Annotated in this window: 16 protein-coding genes; 9 read left to right on the plus strand and 7 right to left on the minus strand. The window is 61.3% G+C overall.

The annotated features are described in order from the left end of the window. Window positions 1-16: 16 nt before the first annotated feature. Together ACTIGF_RS08635 and ACTIGF_RS08640 are read right to left on the minus strand one after the other, a co-directional pair. The gene (locus tag ACTIGF_RS08635; RefSeq protein WP_439636471.1) at window positions 17-913 is read right to left on the minus strand and encodes a hypothetical protein; all 897 of its coding nucleotides are present in this window, start codon (window positions 911-913) and stop codon (window positions 17-19) included. Continuing rightward, window positions 914-1918 (minus strand): RluA family pseudouridine synthase, encoded by a 1005-nt coding sequence (locus ACTIGF_RS08640; RefSeq protein WP_439636659.1) that lies wholly within the window; start codon window positions 1916-1918, stop codon window positions 914-916. Between the two features lie 186 nt (window positions 1919-2104). On the opposite strand from ACTIGF_RS08640, the gene ACTIGF_RS08645 reads away from it, so the two are divergent. The 3 genes from ACTIGF_RS08645 (at window position 2105) to sppA (ending at window position 8267) form a co-directional block, all read left to right on the plus strand. Further along, window positions 2105-4438: a TonB-dependent receptor gene (locus tag ACTIGF_RS08645; protein WP_439636472.1), complete on the plus strand. Its 2334-nt coding sequence runs from the start codon at window positions 2105-2107 to the stop codon at window positions 4436-4438. A gap of 138 nt (window positions 4439-4576) precedes the next feature. Beyond that, window positions 4577-6304, plus strand: a complete 1728-nt coding sequence (locus tag ACTIGF_RS08650) for an alkaline phosphatase D family protein (protein ID WP_439636473.1) — start codon at window positions 4577-4579, stop codon at window positions 6302-6304. Window positions 6305-6401: 97 nt separating this feature from the next. Continuing rightward, window positions 6402-8267: a signal peptide peptidase SppA gene (sppA, locus tag ACTIGF_RS08655; RefSeq protein WP_439636474.1), complete on the plus strand. Its 1866-nt coding sequence runs from the start codon at window positions 6402-6404 to the stop codon at window positions 8265-8267. 60 nt (window positions 8268-8327) lie between these two features. Here sppA and ACTIGF_RS08660 read toward each other — a convergent pair whose 3' ends face one another. Beyond that, a complete protein-coding gene (locus tag ACTIGF_RS08660; protein WP_439636475.1) occupies window positions 8328-9194 on the minus strand; it encodes a LysR family transcriptional regulator in 867 nt (288 codons plus the stop codon). 104 nt (window positions 9195-9298) lie between these two features. Here ACTIGF_RS08660 and ACTIGF_RS08665 point away from each other — a divergent pair, with 104 nt between their 5' ends. Further along, a complete protein-coding gene (locus ACTIGF_RS08665; RefSeq protein ID WP_439636476.1) occupies window positions 9299-9931 on the plus strand; it encodes an FMN-dependent NADH-azoreductase in 633 nt (210 codons plus the stop codon). Window positions 9932-9977: 46 nt separating this feature from the next. On the opposite strand, the gene ACTIGF_RS08670 is transcribed toward ACTIGF_RS08665, so the two are convergent. Continuing rightward, window positions 9978-10505, minus strand: a complete 528-nt coding sequence (locus tag ACTIGF_RS08670) for a hypothetical protein (RefSeq protein ID WP_439636477.1) — start codon at window positions 10503-10505, stop codon at window positions 9978-9980. A 121-nt stretch (window positions 10506-10626) separates the two neighbouring features. After that, complete coding sequence (gene folE, locus ACTIGF_RS08675) at window positions 10627-11256, minus strand: GTP cyclohydrolase I FolE (RefSeq protein ID WP_439636478.1); 630 nt, start codon at window positions 11254-11256, stop codon at window positions 10627-10629. Between the two features lie 290 nt (window positions 11257-11546). Between folE and cysS the strand changes: the two genes are divergently transcribed. Genes cysS through ACTIGF_RS08695 form a run of 4 tightly spaced genes read left to right on the plus strand, consistent with a single transcriptional unit; the run spans window position 11547 to window position 14718 of the window. Beyond that, window positions 11547-12935, plus strand: coding sequence for a cysteine--tRNA ligase (gene cysS, locus ACTIGF_RS08680; RefSeq protein ID WP_439636479.1), 1389 nt, complete (start codon window positions 11547-11549; stop codon window positions 12933-12935). 39 nt (window positions 12936-12974) lie between these two features. Beyond that, complete coding sequence (locus ACTIGF_RS08685; protein WP_439636480.1) at window positions 12975-13409, plus strand: iron-sulfur cluster assembly scaffold protein; 435 nt, start codon at window positions 12975-12977, stop codon at window positions 13407-13409. Window positions 13410-13462: 53 nt separating this feature from the next. Continuing rightward, the gene (yidD, locus tag ACTIGF_RS08690; RefSeq protein ID WP_439636481.1) at window positions 13463-13819 is read left to right on the plus strand and encodes a membrane protein insertion efficiency factor YidD; all 357 of its coding nucleotides are present in this window, start codon (window positions 13463-13465) and stop codon (window positions 13817-13819) included. Continuing rightward, the gene (locus ACTIGF_RS08695; RefSeq protein ID WP_439636482.1) at window positions 13816-14718 is read left to right on the plus strand and encodes a glycosyltransferase family 2 protein; all 903 of its coding nucleotides are present in this window, start codon (window positions 13816-13818) and stop codon (window positions 14716-14718) included. Before yidD ends, ACTIGF_RS08695 begins: the two co-directional genes overlap by 4 nt. 37 nt (window positions 14719-14755) lie before the next feature. Here the strand turns inward: ACTIGF_RS08695 and ACTIGF_RS08700 are convergent, their stop codons facing one another. Further along, window positions 14756-15658, minus strand: a complete 903-nt coding sequence (locus tag ACTIGF_RS08700; RefSeq protein ID WP_439636483.1) for a hydroxymethylglutaryl-CoA lyase — start codon at window positions 15656-15658, stop codon at window positions 14756-14758. Window positions 15659-15660: 2 nt separating this feature from the next. Continuing rightward, window positions 15661-17358 carry an ArnT family glycosyltransferase gene (locus ACTIGF_RS08705; protein WP_439636484.1) on the minus strand — a complete coding sequence of 566 codons (1698 nt, stop codon included), beginning with the start codon at window positions 17356-17358 and terminating at the stop codon, window positions 15661-15663. 111 nt (window positions 17359-17469) lie between these two features. On the opposite strand from ACTIGF_RS08705, the gene ACTIGF_RS08710 reads away from it, so the two are divergent. Further along, a complete protein-coding gene (locus ACTIGF_RS08710; RefSeq protein WP_439636485.1) occupies window positions 17470-18198 on the plus strand; it encodes a glycosyltransferase family 2 protein in 729 nt (242 codons plus the stop codon). The last annotated feature ends 9 nt before the right edge of the window (window positions 18199-18207 follow it).

The following is an 18207-nucleotide window of genomic DNA, read 5'->3' on the forward strand; positions in this document are numbered from 1 at the left end:
TGCTGAAGCTGACGAATTAGAAGGTATGCGCGATTTTTCTCAAATTATAGGCTGATCTCACGCTGTAATGAACTTCATTATCGTCTAATTCGTATTTTTTGCTTTCGAGTTTTAATTGGCTTGTGAATTCTGAGAGTTTTAAGCCTCTAAATTTCTTAAATCCCCAGTTGTCATTATAGTTATATATCATAATGTCGTAAACTACGGCAAATTCTATTTGTTCGAAATAAACGCCAAATATGTGGCTTCCTCTACTTCCTCCATTCTTATTTATGGATAATTGGGTCACGCCGGTTTTTGCGTTGTGCTCCTGCTGTTTTGTTATTCCTGTATCTAGGTCAATTGTATCGAAGTGAGATACCATTGCGGAATTCTCGTAACAATGGCCAAAGGGGGAGCATATGGTTTGGCAATAAAAGTATCCGAAGCCGTCATTCTGATTGAAACCTTTATCGAAGAAAAATTTCCTAATTGAATTATTGATGTTGATCTCGTGGGTTTCTATGAAGTCGGGTATCTCATCGATTTCTAACTCGTCAGGATTAGAAAACAGTGCTGATGCTGAAGGGTTCCCTATCCAGCATTCACTATCGATTTTATAGACTTGTGCATTAGAAATTTTTTCTACGAAAGCGCCTGATTCGTGGTAAACAAAAATAAAATCAACTTCTGCGCTAGCATCTAAAAGGATCTTTCTGATGTCAGTTATTTTATTGATGTTTTTTGTGGACTGTATTGCCTCAACTGCATGATTAATATTTCCTGAAAATGCTATTGTACATGTGTGATTAATAATTATGGATTTTAGCATTCCGGGAAATACTTCTGTTTTTCCTTTGTTATCATCGGTCACCACGAAGTCTGACCAAATGCAAACTCTTTCTCCGTACTTCCGGCAGTAAACAAAAGTCATTTAAATCCGCTCCAGAAAGCCTTCCAGCCTTTGCATGTCCTTGGGCAGGTCCGTTTCAAACCGCACAGACTCGCCGGTCACCGGATGTGTGAACCCCAGCACGGAGGCGTGCAGCGCCTGACGGCGGAAATCCTTGAAGTCCTTGCCGCTGTCGAGTTTCGCCAGCGGGGTGGAGCGGCCCCGGCCATAGACCGGATCGCCCAGCAGCGGGCAGCCGATATGGGCCATGTGCACCCGGATCTGGTGGGTGCGCCCGGTTTCAAGACGGCAGCGCACCAACGCGCACATGGGATGGCCTACGGATTTGCCGGGCTCCTGGCCAAAAGTCTTCAGCGTCTCGTAATTGGTGATGGCGTGCTTGCCGGCGTTCGAATCCGGCCTGTCGATCACCGCCATTTTCTTGCGATCATGGCTGGAGCGCGCCAGCCGCGTTTCGATCCGCCCTGTGCGGGGCTGTGGCGCGGCGCGCGTGAAAGCCAGATAGGCGCGCTCGACCGTGTGGGCCGCGAATTGCTCGGACAGGCCCTGATGCGCCTTGTCGGTCTTGGCGGCCACCATGACGCCGGAGGTGTCCTTGTCCAGGCGATGCACGATGCCGGGGCGCTCCACCCCGCCAATGCCCGACAGCGATCCGGCGCAATGAAACAGCAGCGCGTGCACCAGCGTGCCGGTCCAGTGACCCGCCGCAGGATGCACCGCCATGCCGGCGGGCTTATTGATGACAATGAGCTGGTCATCCTCAAACAGAACGTCGAGCGGGATGTCTTCGGGTTTCGGCGTCGCTTCGACCGGGGCCGGCACTTCAAGGCGATACACGGCGCCTTCGCGCACCTTGGCGGAGGGATCGGTCAAGCTCTCCCCATCCATCTGCAGACAGCCTTGCTCGACCAGCGCCTTGCAGCGAGAGCGGGACAAATCCTCCCACACACGCGCCATCCAGCGATCGAGGCGCGCGCCTGCGTCCTCAGGCTCCGCAACCTGTTCTCTTGGCGTATTTTCGTTCAGTTTCAAATGAATGAGCCTATTCGTATGTGCATATTAAGTGGCTTTTGGGTGACATCTGCTGCATTGCTTCATAGCGTAATCATTCTTTGATGAAGCCGTTAGCGAAGCGTCACACTTCGCCCCTAACAGCACCAGGTCAGCGTTCGCCTCGGTGAACGCTATGTAACAAGTTCAGGGGTCCTTACAATGACGTTCAAAGCTCGCTTGTCTGCGTGCGCTGCGCTGATCGCGCTTGCGCCCGCCGCGCCCGCCTTCGCACAAGAGGTCAATTCCCAGGTCACTGACGTGATCACGGTGACCACGCAGTTCCGCGAACAGTCTCTGGCCGATGTGCCGATCAACGTCTCGGCTTTTAACGAAGAGCTGATCGAACGTCTCGACATCCGCAATCTCGAAGACATGGCCCTGTTCACCCCGGGTCTCGTCATTCAAGAGCAGAGCCCGAACAATACCGGCTACTCCCTGCGCGGCATCACCACCGATAGCGGCGTCGCCACCGCTGAAGCGCGCGTGGCCATGTTCCAGGACGGCCTGTCCATCTCGCGTTCGCGCGGCTCTTATGTGGAGCTGTTTGACATCGAGCGTCTGGAAGTCGCCAAAGGCCCGCAGCCGACCCTGTTTGGTCGCGGCGCGCTGATCGGCGGCATCAACATCATCCAGAACAAGGCCGAGTTTGAAAACTCCGCCAGCGGCTTTGCGGGCCTTGGCAACTTCAACGCCTATGAAGTCGGCGGCCATGTAAACTACGCGCTCAGCGACAATTACGGCCTGCGCTTCGCCGCGGTGAACCGTGTGCGCGAAGGCTATATCGACAATCTCGGCGACGGCGACGACCTGCAGGGCCGTGACGTCCTGGCGGGCCGTCTGGTTCTGTCGGGCGAGCCGATGAGCAATTTCAGCTTCGACCTGATCGCCAACTGGCAGCAGGACAGCGGTCCGGGCACCTCGTTCAAGTCCGGCGTTCTGGCGCCCGTGGGCGGCGACACCTCGCCTTACACCGCAGCCGATCTGCGTGTGATCGACGGCTTTCTCGGCGATCAGGGCCTGGGCCTGGACCGTTGGGTTTGGGGCGTGACCGCGCTCACGAGCTGGGACATCAACTCAAGCTGGAACCTCTCCACGGTCACCGGCTACCGCGCATACGACTCCCTTGAGATCTTTGATCCGATCGGCGGCGGCATCGAGTTCCTGAACTTTGCTGAAGACGCCACCGGCCGTCAGACCAGCCATGAAATGCGCCTCAGCTTTGACAATGGCGGTCCGCTGACCGCGTTCGGCGGCGTCACCTATTTCTACGAAGCCAACACCCAGCGCATTCCGGGCATCTACAATGAAGCCGCTGTGCAGGCCTTCTTCGTCGGCGCGGGCTCGTTCGGTGATCCGGCTGTCATCGCCGGCGCTCTCGGCGTTCCGGTTTCGGCCATCACCGATGTGACCAACCCGTTCCCGTTCTCCATCGCCGCCCTCACCAGCGGTCTGGGTCAGGTGCCGCTGCGTCCGAACTATTACGAAGAATCCGCCAACGCCGGCTCGACCGAAGCGCTCGATTTCTTCGCGGACGCATCCTACGCCGTCACGGATCGTCTGACCCTGACTGCCGGCGTGCGCTACACCGATGAGAGCAAGAGCTCGACCGGTTATGGCGGCACGGCTATGGGCCCGAACCGCGTGACCTTCGGTCAGGCTCTGATCCTGACCGCGACGCCGGGCGGCGCAGCCTTCACCGACAGCGCCGATTTCGACGCCTGGACCTACCGTGTGAACGCGGCCTACACGCTGACCGACCGTATCAACACCTGGGTCAGCTATGCCCGCGGCCGCAGCCCGGACCTTCTGTCGCTCGACAGCAATTCACCGACCCTGTTCTCGACCTCCCCGGCGGAGATCGTGGACTCGCTGGAAGCGGGCGCCTTCGTCACCCTCGACCGCGGCACGCTGACCGCATCGGTTTATCGCTCCGAGTACGAAAACTTCCGCACCTCGGTCTTTGATCCGCTGACGGCGACCTTCACCCCGCAAAACAATGGTGAAGCCACCCAGACCGGCGCCGAGATCCAGGGCGATTTCCGCGTCACCGACACGTTCGACCTGATGGTCAGCTATTCCTACAACATGGCCAAGTTCAACGACACGTCGGGCGGCCAGCCACAGGCGCTGGGCGGCAACCGTTTCCGTTATGCACCTGAGCATTCGGTCGCACTGGGCGCACGCTGGGAAGTGGCCGCGGGCGATTGGGGCAATCTGACCGTGCTGCCGAGCTATTCCTGGCAGTCGCACGTCTTCACCGACAACGATAATGATAACTTCGTCGGCGTTCGCCAGGACGCCTATGGCTTGCTGCGCGCGCGCGTGCGGTACGAAAGCGCCGATGAAGGCTATTATGCTGAAGTCTACGGCAACAACCTGACCGATGAGGAATACCTGATCGACGCCGGTAATACCGGCGCCGGCTTTGGTCTGCCTACCTTCATCGCCGGTTCGCCGTTGACCTACGGCTTCCGCGTCGGCGCGACCTTCTAGGTCGGCTGAACGAAAAAGGCTCGTCCGGGGGGACGGGGCTGTGGCCGGCGCGAGGAGAGGGGCCTTGCGCCGGCCTTCTTATTTGTTCTCTACTTTTCCGCGACTCGTCGCGGGCGAGCGCAATTTGGGGGGAAGACCATGTCGGACGAAATGAAACTCACGCGCCGGGCGGCGCTGGCGGGCGTCGCCGGTCTGGGACTGGCGGCCACCGCCTGCAGCCGCGAGGACGCCGCGCCCAGTTTTGCGCCGCGCCCGCCCGCAGAGGGTCCCTTCAAACATGGCGTCGCCAGCGGCGATCCCGACCAGAGCTCGATCATGCTGTGGACAGCGATCACAGCCGACAGCCTTGACGCCCCGGTGCGGGTTCAGCTGGCTGAAGATCCCGATTTCCAGTCCGTCCTGATCGACGCCGAGGCCGCGCCCGCCGCAGAGGCCGTTCGCGCCATGACGCCGTTCAAGCTGCTGGCGGACGGGCTGCAGCCGGGCCGGACCTATTGGTATCGCTTTTCCTTCGGTGGGGAGCTGAGCGAAACCGGTCAGACTCGCACCCTGCCTGAAGGCGCAGTAGACAGCTTCAAGATCGCCGCGTTCTCATGCTCGAACTATCCGGCGGGCTTTTTCAACGCCTATCGCGTCGCCGCCGAGCGCGGCGATATCGATCTGGTCGTCCATCTGGGTGATTATCTCTACGAATATGGCCGCGGCGGATACGCCATGGACGATGATGAGCGCCTGGGCCGGGTGGTCGAACCCGCCCATGAGATCGTCAGCTATGAAGACTATGTGCTGCGCTACGCTCAGTATAACGCCGATCCGGACCTCAAGGCGCTGAAAGCCGCCGCGCCCTGGCTGACGATCTGGGACGATCACGAGACGGCGAACAACGCCCATCGCACAGGCGCGGAAAATCATGATCCTGATGAAGGCGAGGGGCCTTGGCCTGTGCGGGTCAATGACGCCATGCGCGCCTATTATGGCTGGCTGCCGGTGCGCGAGCCTGACAATCGTCTGGCGCGTTATGGCGCTCTGGAGATCGGCGATCTGGCCACCCTGATTTTCCTGGAAAGCCGACTGCTGGCGCGCTCTCAGGAAATGACGATGGAGGGCTTCCCCATCCCGCTCGATTCCGATCCCGAGGACCCCGAGGTGCAGGCGCAAGTGCAAGCCTGGCTGGATGAGACGGTCGGCGGCGAGGACCGCACCTTGTTGGGCGCGGAACAGTTTGATTTCGTCATTCGCACGCTTGAACAATCGGTCGCGGCTGGCAAGCCGTGGCGGATCTTCGCCAATCAGGTGCTGATGGGGTCGGCCACAGCGCCGGATTACACCAGGCAGACGCCGTTCTGGCTGCGCTGGGGCATGCGGCTTGCGGGCGGCGACATCTGGGATTTTGCCCGTCAGACCCAGTTCGGCGTTCCCATGACGCTGGACACCTGGGACGGCTTTCCGGCGGAACGCGAGCGTCTGTTTGAAGCCGCTCGGAACGCCAACGCCGATTTCATCGTGCTGACCGGCGACAGCCATAATTACTGGACGGTGGATCTAAAGACCGACGCCGGCGAGCGTGTCGGAGTCGAGTTTGGCGTCACCTCGGTGACCAGCCCGTCCGATTATGAATTCGTCAATGCGCCCAGCGTGGATTTCGGTCAGATGACCTTGCAGGCCAATCCGCACATCCTCCACCACAGCGTGTACGCCAAGGGCTTTGTCTTGCTGACCCTGACGCCGGATGAAGCGGTCGCCGACTTCGTGACGGTCTCCACGATCAAGGATACGGCGTTTGAAGCGGGACTGGACAGTCGCTGGCGGGTGACGCCGGCGTCCGGCGGGGCGGTCCCCGCCGTCGAGCGACTGGACGGCGTCTGACCGGGTGTTGCGTCAATTTAAAGTTCATACGCCTAGACAGGGCCATGACCGTAGGCCAGTTTGAAGGCTCGTGCGGGGGGTGAAATAAGGGGTTCCCATGTCGTCTGACGAAAATATTGTGGCGCGCATCTGGCGCTATATCGGCGCATTCCAACACGGAATTTTGCGCGTCTTCGGGATCTTCGTGATCGCGTTCTTCCTGATCGCCTTCATCGGCAGTCTGTTCTCCAGTGACGAGTTCGACATGGCCGATAGCGGCGTTCTGATCTTCGCGCCCGAAGGCCCGATCGTCGAAGAGCCGACGACCTTGTCGCCCAATGACGCCTTCACCGCGTCCTTGCTGGGCGGCGGCCCGGGCGAAGAAGTGCTGCTCAGCGATGTCGTCGACGGGTTCCGCCAGGCCGCTGAAGATGATGACATCACAGCCATTGTGATGAATCTGGAGCGCTTTGGCGGCGGTTATCCCGCAGCCCTGCATCAGGTCGCTCACGAAATGGAGGCCTTCCGCGAGGCCGGTAAGGAAATCATCGTCTATGGCGATAATTTCTCGATGAGCGGCTATTTCCTGGCGGCGCACGCCAGCGAGGTCTACCTGCACGACATGGGGGGCGCCAGCGTCAACGGCTACGCCGTCTATCGCACATTCTTCCGCTCGCTTCTGGATCGTTTGAATGTGACGTTGAACGTATACCGCGTCGGCACGTTCAAATCCGCTCTTGAACCCTATCTGGGCGATGAGATGTCGGAACCGGCCGCCGAAGCGAACCTCTACGTCTTCGGCGATTTGTGGGACGCCTATCAGGAGCGTGTCGAAGCCGCGCGCGGCCTGTCTGACGGCGCCTTGCAAACCCATGCTGACGAGTTCCCGGAACTTCTGGTGGCCCAGGGCGGCGACACGGCTGCAGTGTCCTTGAACGCCGGCCTTGTCGACCATGTGATCGGCCGGGGCGCCTATCGCAACCTGCTCGAAGAGCGCTTTGGCCGCGATAGCGAAAACGGCGGCATCGTCGCCAGCAACTTCTTTGACTATGTCGAAGCCAACCGTGAGTTCCAGTTGCTTCCGGCGGACAAGATCGTCGTGATCAGGGCTGTCGGCGGCATTGTGGACGGAAATGGCGATGGCGGCGTGATCGGTGGTGATCAGCATGCCGAGCTGGTGCGTCGGGCGCGCCTGGACGACAATGTCCGCGCCATTGTTCTGCGCATCGATTCAGGCGGCGGCTCGGCTTTCGCCTCTGAACTGATCCGCGAAGAGCTGGAACTGGCCCGCCTTGAAGGCAAGATCGTCATCGCCTCCATGGCCGGCGTGGCGGCGTCTGGCGGCTACTGGATCGCGACTCCGGCCCATGAGATCTGGGCGGAGCCGACCACCATCACCGGTTCGATCGGAATTTTCGGCTTCATTCCGACCTTCGAGGACTCTCTGGCCGAGATCGGTGTCTTTGAAGACGGCGTCGCCACGACGGAGATCGCACGCCAGCCGTCCATGACGGGTGGCGTGACCGAGGAATGGGACACCGTGCTGCAAAGCTCCATCGAGGCGGGGTATGAGCGCTTCCTGTCCATAGTGGCGGAGTCGCGCGATATGTCCCGTGACGAAGTGGACGCCGTGGCTCAGGGCCGTATCTGGACCGGTCAGCAAGCGTTTGACCGCGGCCTGGTGGATTCCCTCGGCGGATATGACGACGCCATCGCCGCCGCCGCCGAGCGCGCGGGTCTGGAAGAGGGTGATTACCGGGTCGTGGAATTCCGCGACGAGGTCGACCCCTTCGCCCAGATCCTGCAAATGCTGGGTCAGGACGCCCGTCTCGCCGTGTTCGGCGAAGGGCTGCTGGGTTCGGGTTGGCTGGGTGATATGGCCCGCGACGCGCAGGACGAGATCGAAACCATCAACATGATGAACGATCCCAACGGCGTTTACGCCAGCTGCGTGGAATGCAACGCCTTCCGCATCAGCCAATAGGCTGACGCACCCCTGTTACGAGAAGGCCCGGCTGGTTTAGCCGGGCCTTTTTGTTGGGGGTCAGTCCTGAAACTGAGAGCGGAGCCAGCGCAGGAATTTGCGGACCTTTCCGGACTGAAGCGCTTCCTCCCGACCGGCGATCTTGTAGGCGGGGCCTTTCAACCGCATGACGGGGCTCACCGGGACCAGCAAGCCGCGCTGGATGAGAAGGCTCAGCAGATGGGGGCTGCCCAAGAGCACGCCTTGTCCCGCGAGCGCACACTGAACAGCGAACTGTTCGTCCTCGAAGGCGCGGTCCTGCGCGATCTTGAGCCGCAGATCCGTATGTTCTGACAGGTCTCGCCATGCGGGAGCAGCACCAATGGGCATGCGCCAGCTTGGGCTGAGCAGATCCACGCTGCGCCCCGCCAGCACCTTGTCGCGTAGGGCAGGCGTGGCGAAGGCGCCGAACTCATCCTCGACCAGGGTCTCTTCGTCCTCGTTCACCGGCCCATAGCGGATCGCGAGATCGATCTGTGTCGCGCGCTTCAGGTCAACAGGCGCATAGGAGGTTTCGATCCTGACGCTCAAACCGGGAAGCTCCGTTTCGAGCTGGGAAAGCCTGGGCGCAAGCCAGAGGCTGGCGAAGGCGGGCGTGACCGACAGGGTTATGCGTCCTGACTGAGGTTTGAGTTCGGACAGGGCGATATCGATATCCCTGAAGGCGCCGGCCAGACGCTCCGCCAGCTGCTGGCCCTCGGCCGTGGCGCTCACGCCCCGCGAAGACCGGATCAGCAAGGGCAGGCCCAGCTGCGCCTCCAGCGCCTTGATGGCGTGTGACAGCGCGGTTGGCGTCACGCCCAGCTCTTCAGCGGCGCGCGCCAGGGTTCCGTGCCTCGCGGCGGCCTCGAACGCTCGCAATCCGCGATGGGAGATGTGAGTCGCCATGAGAAAATCTCATCTCTGAATGAAGTCATCTCTATAGCGCAACATCACAATATGAGGAAATTCATAAGCCTCTTTCAACCCTGCAAGTCCTAGAGGTGAAAAACATGCATGTCTTGAGAGTGGATGCGAGTGTCCGCAAGGATGGTTCGTTGAGCCGGAAAATCGGAGACGCCTTTATGGAGTCTCTCCGGAAAACTCATCCCACGGTCAAACTGACCGAACGCGATGTGGGGCTGAACCCGCCCTCCATCATCACGTCCGACTGGGTGGCGGCCGCCTTCACGCCCCGAGAAGACAGAAGCGCCGCGCAGTCTCAGCTGCTGGAGCGCAGTGATCAGGCCATCGCCGAGCTTCGCGAGGCGGAGATCATCCTGATCACAGCCCCCATGTATAATTACGGCATGCCGGCGGGGCTCAAGGCCTGGGTGGACAGCGTCGTACGCAAGGACGAGACCTTCACGTTTGATCTGGCGCGCGGCGACTTTCCCTTGAAACCTATCCTGTCCGGCAAGACGCTTGTTCTCGCGACTGCCTGGGGCGAGTTCGGCTTTGAGCCGGGCGGCGTGCGGGACGGGCAGGGCCATCTGGTGGGTCATGTGAAAGCGGTGTCGGGCTATCTGGGCGCGGACCGGGTCGAGCATGTGGGGGTGGAGTATCAGGAATTCGCCGATGACCGCTTTCAGGCAAGCATGCAGGCGGCGCTGGAGCGGGCCAGCGCTCTCGGGGCGAGCCTTTGAGCCAGAGACAGGCCCGGCAGATTAGCCGGGCCGTCTTGCTTGCCGTCTATCGAAGCTCGGTAAAGCGGGGTTCGCCCCAGTCAAAACGCGAACGACCATACGCATAGCCTGTTTCCTGCTCGGCGACTTGTAGAGGGATCTCGAACAGATGGTCGACATCGTCTCCGTTTGCATCAGAGACAGCCTGAGCCTCACCCAAACTCTGCTGGATTAACTGAAAGCAGGAAGGGGGCGTTCCTCCAACCTGCACGCCAAGATGCTTTTGCTCGGCCTGATAGAGCAAGCTCCAGAGGGCCTTGCCACGACAAGCGCGAAGGACGTGGCAATCCATCGTGGTTTCCAGCGCGACGCAGGCGATCACATCAGACGTCTGGGCCAGGGCCGTATAGGCCTGCTCAAAGCGCTCATCGGGCGTGTTGAAAAACAGGATAGTCCAACCGGTAGGCAGATGGGCCCAGCTCATCGGCGTTTCATTCACTTCGTCATGGACATACGTGTCCTGAACACCAAGCAGGTCCAGGATGTCTGATCTCTCAGGCGACCGAACGCCGATCCAGCCGATATTGAAGCCCATGTTTTCCCCAGCGCGATTCACCGTTAGATCGTAGGCAGCATAGCGAGAAACTCGGTTTGCAACAGAAAAAGCCCGGGAGCGAAACTCCCGGGCTTTTGCCTGATTGCGCTGTGGTCCGCGCCTAGCGCTTGGACTGTTCGCACAAATTCATGAAGCGCTGGCGCAGTTCGGCGTTGGCCTTGAACTCGCCGCGGAACATGGTGGTGATCGTGGAGACGTTGGGGTGGTGCACGCCGCGGGTGGTCATGCACTGGTGCTTGGCGTCCACGAAGATGGCGACGCCCAGCGGGCTCATCGCGTCTTCGATCGCATCGGCGATCTGGGCGGTCATGGTCTCTTGCGTCTGAAGACGCTTGGAGAAGGCCTCGACCACCTTGGCGATCTTGGAGATGCCCACAACGGCGCGGTCGGGCAGATACGCGACGCAGGCCGTGCCCAGGATCGGCGCCATGTGGTGCTCGCAATGGCTCTCCACATCGATATGGGTCAGCATGACCATGTCGTCATAGCCCTGCACGTCCTCAAAGCGCTTGCCGAGGATCTTGTGCGGGTCTTCGTCATAGCCGCGGAACCAGTCATTATAGGCGTTCACAACGCGCTTGGGCGTTTCCAGAAGGCCTTCACGGCGCGGATCATCGCCGGCCCAGCGCAACAGGGTGCGCACGGCTTCTTCGGCTTCTTCGCGGGTCGGGCGGACGACGCTGTCGTCGGTGACGTTCACCAGGTTTTTCTTATCAGTCATGGCGTCCATGAGTGGCGGATCCTTTCGTTGACGGGCGCCGCCGCATCACACAAGACACGACGACGAAGTACCGGTTTCCGGATCCAGCAGGGCGTGACGAGCTTTGCCGCCGACGCGCGCCGGGTCTAGATGGTTTCCTCCGGGAAGCGGTGAACACCGCGTCCAGCGCTTAGTTAGTTTCGGCATTTGAAATGTCCAATGCCGTAAGAAGTCTTTTTCCAAAGCGATCGACGTTGTAGACCGGCGCACTGGTGCAACGCAAATCCCTGCGCTGCGCTCAGACTTTTGGAAAAGCTCAGATGACCGTCCTTCGACTGTATGACACCGCCGCTCGCAAAAAGCGCGACTTCGTCCCGATCAATCCAGAGCGGGTGACGATGTATGTGTGTGGTCCGACGGTGTATTCTGAAGCCCATATAGGAAATTTCCGCCCGCCAGTGGCGTTTGACGTTCTGTTCCGTCTGCTGCGACACATCTATGGCGCGGACCATGTGGTCTATGCGCGCAACATCACGGACGTGGACGACAAGATCAACAAGGCGGCGGCTGACGCCGGCGTTGATATTTCCGTGATCACGGACAAATACGCCGCAATCTATCGTGAAGACAGCGCCGCTCTGGCGATCCTGCCGCCTTCACTGGAACCGGCCGCCACCGCACACATGCCGCAGATGATCGCGATGATCGAGAAACTGATGGCGGACGGCTTCGCCTACGCCGCTGAGGGGCATGTATTGTTTTCCGTCAGCGCCTATGCCGATTACGGCAAGCTTTCGGGGCGGGATCTGGATGACATGATCGCGGGCGCGCGCGTGGAAGTCGCGCCCTATAAGCGCGACCCTGCTGATTTTGTGTTGTGGAAACCCTCCAAACCCGGCGAGCCGGAATGGGACGCGCCTTTCGGGGCGGGACGTCCGGGCTGGCATCTTGAATGCTCGGCCATGATCGAGGCGACCTTGGGAGAGACCATCGATATTCATGGCGGCGGCGGCGACCTCGTCTTCCCGCACCATGAGAACGAAGTGGCCCAGTCTGTCTGCGCCCATGGCGGCGCGGCGCTGGCCAATTACTGGCTGCATAACGGCTTCCTCTCCATGGCGTCCGAGAAGATGTCCAAATCTCTGGGCAATGTGATCAAGCCCAATGACCTGCTGCAGGCCGGGGTGAAGGGCGAGACCATTCGCTACGCCCTGATGACGGGCCATTACCGGGCGCCGCTGGACTGGAACGCCAAACTGCTTGAGGTCACCCAGCGCTCGCTGGATCGTCTGTACGGCGTCCTGCGGCGCTTGAAAGCGGTCAAGGCGGCGGAGGTCGAGGTTCCTGAAGCGGTGATCGACGCGCTGCTCGATGATCTGAACACGCCCAAGGCTCTCGCCGCCCTGTTTGAGATCGCCGGTCGCGCCAACAAGGCCGAGAGTGAACAAGAGCAGGCGCAAGCCAAGGGCGAATTGCTCGCGGCGGGGCGTTTGTTGGGTTTGTTTGATCAGGATCCGGACGCCTGGTTCGGCCTTGATACGGTCGATGAAGCGCTGCGTGCAGAGATCGACCAATTGCTCGCTGAGCGTCTTGAGGCGCGTCAGGCCAAGGACTTCGCCAAGGCGGACTCCATCCGTGAAATCCTGACGTCGAAAAACGTTCAGGTGGATGATGGTCCGGAAGGCGCGACCTGGCGGCTGAAAGGCTGACGCCTTGAAATCGACCGCTTGGGAGCGGACATAACGCTCATGAGCGACATCTATTCCAATGCCCTGCTCGAACTGGCGGCCGATATTCCTCATATCGGTCGCCTGAGCGCTCCCCATGGCAGCGCCCACAAAGTGTCGCGCATTTGCGGGTCCGAGCTGACGCTGGACCTTAAGCTCGATGAAGGACGTATTTGCGAGCTTGGGCTCGAGCTGCAGGCCTGTGCGCTGGGGCAGGCGAGCGCCAGCGTCTTCGCCCGGTCTGCGATCGGGGCGGATCAGGACGAGATTCGTGCGGCGCGCGAAGCGCTTAAGGCGATGTTGAAGGACGGGGCTGAGCCGCCCGAAGGTCGATTTTCAGCCCTGGTCGCCCTGCAACCCGCCGCCGCCTATCGCCAGCGTCATGGATCAATCCTGCTGGCGTTTGATGCGGCGGTGGAGGCTTTTGAAGCCGCAATCGCTCACAGCCAGGCTTAACAGACGCCTTCGAAACGAGTTTTGGATTGATCACGTGCGGAACTGGGCTTCTAATGTGTAGACGAGCTGGAATTGAACGCTTGCCGACTCGCGTTGGACTGGTATTGCTGCGCGCTTATCAAATCGGACTGTCTCCGATCCTTTACGCGTTTGGCGTGCGTTGCCGACACCAGCCCAGTTGTTCGAACTACGCAACCGATTGCGTGCGTGAACAAGGGTTGTGGCGCGGTTCCTGGCTGGCGGCTGGACGAGTGCTTCGGTGCCGTCCTGGCGGCAGCTGGGGATATGATCCAGCCCCGGAGCCGCGCCCGAAGACGGCGTGGTGGAAGGTCTGGGCGCTGCGCGAGGGGCCAGTGCGAGACAGGCGAGGCTACATACATCCGGCGGGTGAAACGCCGGATCGTGAATGAGTGGGGGAACGGACGTGGATCAACCAGTCCGATCAGGCATCTCGGCGGTCATTGTGACCTTTCGTACGGGTGACGTCCTGCTTGAGTGCGTGGATTCCGTGCTGGCCGCGCCCGATGTGGACGAGCTTGTGCTCGTCAATCACGACAATCCATCCGACATGGTCGATCAGCTCGAACAGCGCGCCCGTCATGACGGGCGATTGCGGCTGATTCACACCGGCGCCAATCTGGGCTTCTCCCGAGGCTGTAATCTTGGGGCGAAGTCGGCTCAGGGCGATGTTCTCTTGTTCCTGAACCCTGACGCTGTTGTGAAACCCGGCGACGCAGCGCGTCTGCGCGAAACCCTGCAGGGCCGCACCGAGCCCGCCATTATCGGCGCCCGTCTGATCGGGCCTGATGGCAAGGAGCAGCGCGGCGCGCGCCGCGGCGCCCTGACGCTGGGATCCGCCTTTACGGGGTTTTTGGGACTGTCTTGCGCCTTCCATCGTGAACATGAGCCGCTGCCTAGCCAACCGGTTCAGATGCCGACTGTTTCCGGCGCGGCGATGGTGATGACCCGTCGCGGATTTGAAGCGCTGGACGGGTTTGACGAGGGCTATTTCCTCCATGTGGAGGATATCGACATCTGCAAGCGCGCTCGGGATGCGGGCGGCGAGGTGGTGTTCGAGCCGCGCGTGGAGATCGCCCATGTGGGCTCAACGTCCAAGATCAGCCAGGTGAAGGTGGAAATCTTCAAGGCGCTGGGTTTGGCGCGCTACTTCACCCTGCATGGCGGCCTGATCGGCCCGGTGCAGGGGTTCGTGCTGGGGCCGATCTTCCTGGTGGGCGCGCTCGCGCGCACGCTGGTGTCGCGCTTGCAGGCGCGCGCGAGCGCCGAGGCGCCGGCTGCGGATCTCTAAACCGTCCGTTCTGCACGCTCCGGTTTTCGCCTGTGGGTCAGCGCGGCGGAAACGGCCCCGCCTTGCTGAGCGCGGATTCGATCGGATGTTTGAGCGCGACCTGCTCAAGCCAGTGGGCGGTCTTGATCATCTTGTCGAGATCAATGCCGGTGCTGAAGCCCCCGCGTTCCAGCATGTAGACCACGTCCTCGGTCGCAACATTGCCGGTGGCGCGGGGCGCAAATGGACAGCCGCCAATCCCGCCCGCTGAGGCGTCGATCACATCCACGCCCGCCTCGACGGCGGCGTAGACATTGGCGATGGCGGTGTTGCGGGTGTTGTGAAAGTGCAGGCGCAGGCGCGCTTTCGGTGCGGCTTCACGCACGATCTCCACCGCCTGGTTGACCTGCCAGGGCGTCGCCACGCCGATGGTGTCGCCCAGCGCGATTTCGCTCGCTCCGGCGGCGGCAGCGCGTCCGGCCAGCTCGCCCAGGATCGCGGGGTTCACGTCGCCGTCAAACGGGTCGCCAAAGGCGACCGAGATGGTGGCGGACAGGGGAATGCTTGCGTCATGGGCCAGCACCGCGATCCGGTCCAGAAGGTCGGCGGTGTCTTGCGGGGTGGCGTTCTGGTTGCGCTTTCCAAAGCCTTCAGAAGCGACCATGACATAATTGATCTCGTCACAGCGTGACTCGATCGCCTGGCGCATGCCGCGCTCATTGAGCGCCAGGCCGATGAAGGACATGCCCTTGTCACGGGGGACCTGCTCCATCACGGCGATGGAATCCGCCATTTTGGGCACCGCTTTGGGATTGACGAAGCTCGCCGCTTCCATGCGTTTGACCCCGGCGTCGATCAGCCGGTCGATGAAGTCGAGCTTTACGGAGGTTTCAAGCTGGACCGGGTCGTTCTGCAGGCCGTCGCGCGGTCCGACTTCAACGATCTCGATGGAACGGCTCATGGTCAGCTCCCAGAGGTTTCGGCGGCGCTGGCGTCGCAGCCGGTGGCGGCGATCAGCAACACCGTGTCGTCGCCGCGTGAATAGTTGAACCCGTCCACCAGCCGCACCGCACAGGCGCGCTGCACAAACGGGCGCAGAGTCTCCGCTGCGTTATCGCTCCAGCGGCTCAGATCAAATACGTAAAGTCGCGGGGTGGAGAAATCGAGGCGCCCCGCCGCCAGATCTGCAGCGATCTCATCCGCATCGCGCAAATGCACCGCACCGCGGGTCAGGAAGACGAAGCTGGGTTCGGTGTAGGTGGACACGAGCTCTGCAGCTCCCACAAGCGCGCGCATGTCGGCGACTTCCGCTGCTGCGGGAGCGGACGGGAACAGGATTTCGGCGGACGGCGCGACCACGCCGCGTCCCAACCCGTGCCAGCTCAGACCGATCACCACCAGGCCGATCAACGCCAGGTCATAGCGCCGCATGTAGAGCGCGAAGGTCGCGGCGAGCCCGCAAAACACCATGATCCCGGTCGCCAGGAACGCCGCCCATTGCGCGCCGGAAAAGCGCCAGGCGAGCGCGATCAGAAGGCCGCTGGCTGCCACAACGCCCAGGCTCAGCAATCCCAGCCCCACAAGCCGCCAGCGGCGTTCCACCCGCCCCCAGCGGGCCAGACCGAGCCCGGCGATGACGGCGAGAGCGGGATAGATCGGCAGGGGGTAGTGGGGCAGCTTGGTGGGGATCAGCTCCACCAACAGCCAGGCGGGCGCGATGAAAGCGACCAGCAGGCGTGCGGCCTGGGCGTCTTGCGTCTGGTCGCGCCAATCCTTGATGAGGCTCGCCAGTCCCGTGGGCAGGCTGACGATCGCGGGCAGGAACAAAATGGGCAGGAGCAACAGATGACTGCCCGGCGGCGCGCCATGGCCTTCGTGTCCCGAGGTGAGCTTGGGGGCCATGTCGCCGCCCAGCGCGTCAAACAGGAAGGCGCCGTCTGTCGCGAGCTGCACGCCGATCAACCAAGGCAGAAGGATCAGCGCGGCCAGCACCGGGCCGGGCCAGTAGAAGAACACCTTGAGCCAGATCACGCGGCGTTCGAGCGCGCAAAGCGTCAAGACCGCCAGCCCCATCATGGCGGGCGTCACCGGGCCCTTGATCAGCGCCCCCAACGCCACGAACACCCACATCAACATCGCCCAGCGACGGCGGTGTGAGTCCGTTTTCGCCAGCCAGACCTCGACAAGGGCGAGGAAGCTCAGCCCGGTCATGGCGCACAGCAGGGCGTCGGTCTTGGCGATGCCGCCTTCAGACGCCAGCAACAGCGTGACGGACACCAGCGCCCCGGCGAAAACGCCCGTGCGGTGATCATAAAGGCGCCGGCCCGCCCAGAAGGCGCTCAGCGCGGCGAGGATCGCCCCCAGCACCGACGGCAGGCGATAGGCCCAGATCTCACGCGCTTCCGGCCCGGTGGTCACGGCGACACTCAGGCTTTGCAGCCAGTAAATCCCGATGGGCTTTTTGTGGCGCGGCTCGTCCTGAAACCGGATCTCGACGAAATCGCCGCTCTCGAGCATTTGCGCGCTGGCCTGAGCGAAGCGCGCTTCATCGCGGTCCAGAACCGGCAGGGCGAAGACGCCCAAAAGGCTGGCGATCAGGGCCAGACCGGCGATGAACAGGCTGGCCCGTTCGGTGTTTATCAGGCGATCTTGCAACGACATGAACGGCCCGGGCGCAGAGAAAAAAGAAAAAGGTCGTGCGTCTGTGTGAATAATCGGTATGAAACGCGGCAAGATATTCTTCAAGCAAGTCCGTCCAAGACGAAGCGTTTCATGACTGATCCCCGCCCAGAGCTGAGCATTATCGCGCCCATGCATAACGAGGCAGGTAATGCTGCGCGTCTTGCCGAAGAAATCTATAGCGTTCTGAAAGACCGTTCGCACGAAATCGTTCTGGTCAATGACGCCAGCACCGATGAGACGTTGGCCGAGCTGCTGGCGGCGAAGGACACCATCCCGACGCTTCGGATCGTCACCCATCGCAAGAACGCCGGCCAGTCGCGTGCGATCCGCACAGGCGTTCTGGCCGCCAAGGCGCCGCTGATCTGCATGCTGGATGGCGACGGTCAGAACCCGCCCGCTGACATACCCACCCTGGTCGACGCCCTGACGGCGGCGCCGGAGACCACCGGCATGGTGGCGGGACGCCGGGTGGGACGCCAGGACAGCGCCTGGAAGAAAACCGCCTCACGGCTGGGCAATGGCGTGCGCAAAGCCTTGCTCAATGACGATGCCGACGATACGGGCTGCGGCCTTAAAGCCTTTCGGCGGGACGCGTATTTGCTGCTGCCCTTCTTTGATCACCAGCATCGATTCCTGCCCGCCTTGATGAAGCGCGAAGGCTTTGATGTGGACTTTCGGGATGTGGGCCACAGGCCACGCACCGCCGGCCAATCAAAATATACCAACCTGGGACGTCTTTTCGCCTCTTTGAGCGATATGCTAGGTATGATGTGGCTCAACAGTCGTGCGCGTCAGCCCGGCGGCTGGGACGAGGCCTGATCCGGCGCC

It is taken from the genome of Oceanicaulis sp. (assembly GCF_051859625.1).
In the GTDB taxonomy this organism is placed as follows: domain Bacteria; phylum Pseudomonadota; class Alphaproteobacteria; order Caulobacterales; family Maricaulaceae; genus Oceanicaulis.

Bases quoted from the DNA above. Each gene is read 5' to 3' on its own strand.
- ACTIGF_RS08635 (WP_439636471.1), bottom strand. From the start codon at position 913: ATGACTTTTGTTTACTGCCGGAAGTACGGAGAAAGAGTTTGCATTTGG.
- ACTIGF_RS08645 (WP_439636472.1), top strand. From the start codon at position 2,105: ATGACGTTCAAAGCTCGCTTGTCTGCGTGCGCTGCGCTGATCGCGCTT.
- ACTIGF_RS08650 (WP_439636473.1), top strand. From the start codon at position 4,577: ATGTCGGACGAAATGAAACTCACGCGCCGGGCGGCGCTGGCGGGCGTC.
- sppA (WP_439636474.1), top strand. From the start codon at position 6,402: ATGTCGTCTGACGAAAATATTGTGGCGCGCATCTGGCGCTATATCGGC.
- ACTIGF_RS08660 (WP_439636475.1), bottom strand. From the start codon at position 9,194: ATGGCGACTCACATCTCCCATCGCGGATTGCGAGCGTTCGAGGCCGCC.
- ACTIGF_RS08665 (WP_439636476.1), top strand. From the start codon at position 9,299: ATGCATGTCTTGAGAGTGGATGCGAGTGTCCGCAAGGATGGTTCGTTG.
- ACTIGF_RS08670 (WP_439636477.1), bottom strand. From the start codon at position 10,505: ATGGGCTTCAATATCGGCTGGATCGGCGTTCGGTCGCCTGAGAGATCA.
- folE (WP_439636478.1), bottom strand. From the start codon at position 11,256: ATGGACGCCATGACTGATAAGAAAAACCTGGTGAACGTCACCGACGAC.
- cysS (WP_439636479.1), top strand. From the start codon at position 11,547: ATGACCGTCCTTCGACTGTATGACACCGCCGCTCGCAAAAAGCGCGAC.
- ACTIGF_RS08685 (WP_439636480.1), top strand. From the start codon at position 12,975: ATGAGCGACATCTATTCCAATGCCCTGCTCGAACTGGCGGCCGATATT.
- yidD (WP_439636481.1), top strand. From the start codon at position 13,463: ATGTGTAGACGAGCTGGAATTGAACGCTTGCCGACTCGCGTTGGACTG.
- ACTIGF_RS08695 (WP_439636482.1), top strand. From the start codon at position 13,816: ATGAGTGGGGGAACGGACGTGGATCAACCAGTCCGATCAGGCATCTCG.
- ACTIGF_RS08700 (WP_439636483.1), bottom strand. From the start codon at position 15,658: ATGAGCCGTTCCATCGAGATCGTTGAAGTCGGACCGCGCGACGGCCTG.
- ACTIGF_RS08705 (WP_439636484.1), bottom strand. From the start codon at position 17,358: ATGTCGTTGCAAGATCGCCTGATAAACACCGAACGGGCCAGCCTGTTC.
- ACTIGF_RS08710 (WP_439636485.1), top strand. From the start codon at position 17,470: ATGACTGATCCCCGCCCAGAGCTGAGCATTATCGCGCCCATGCATAAC.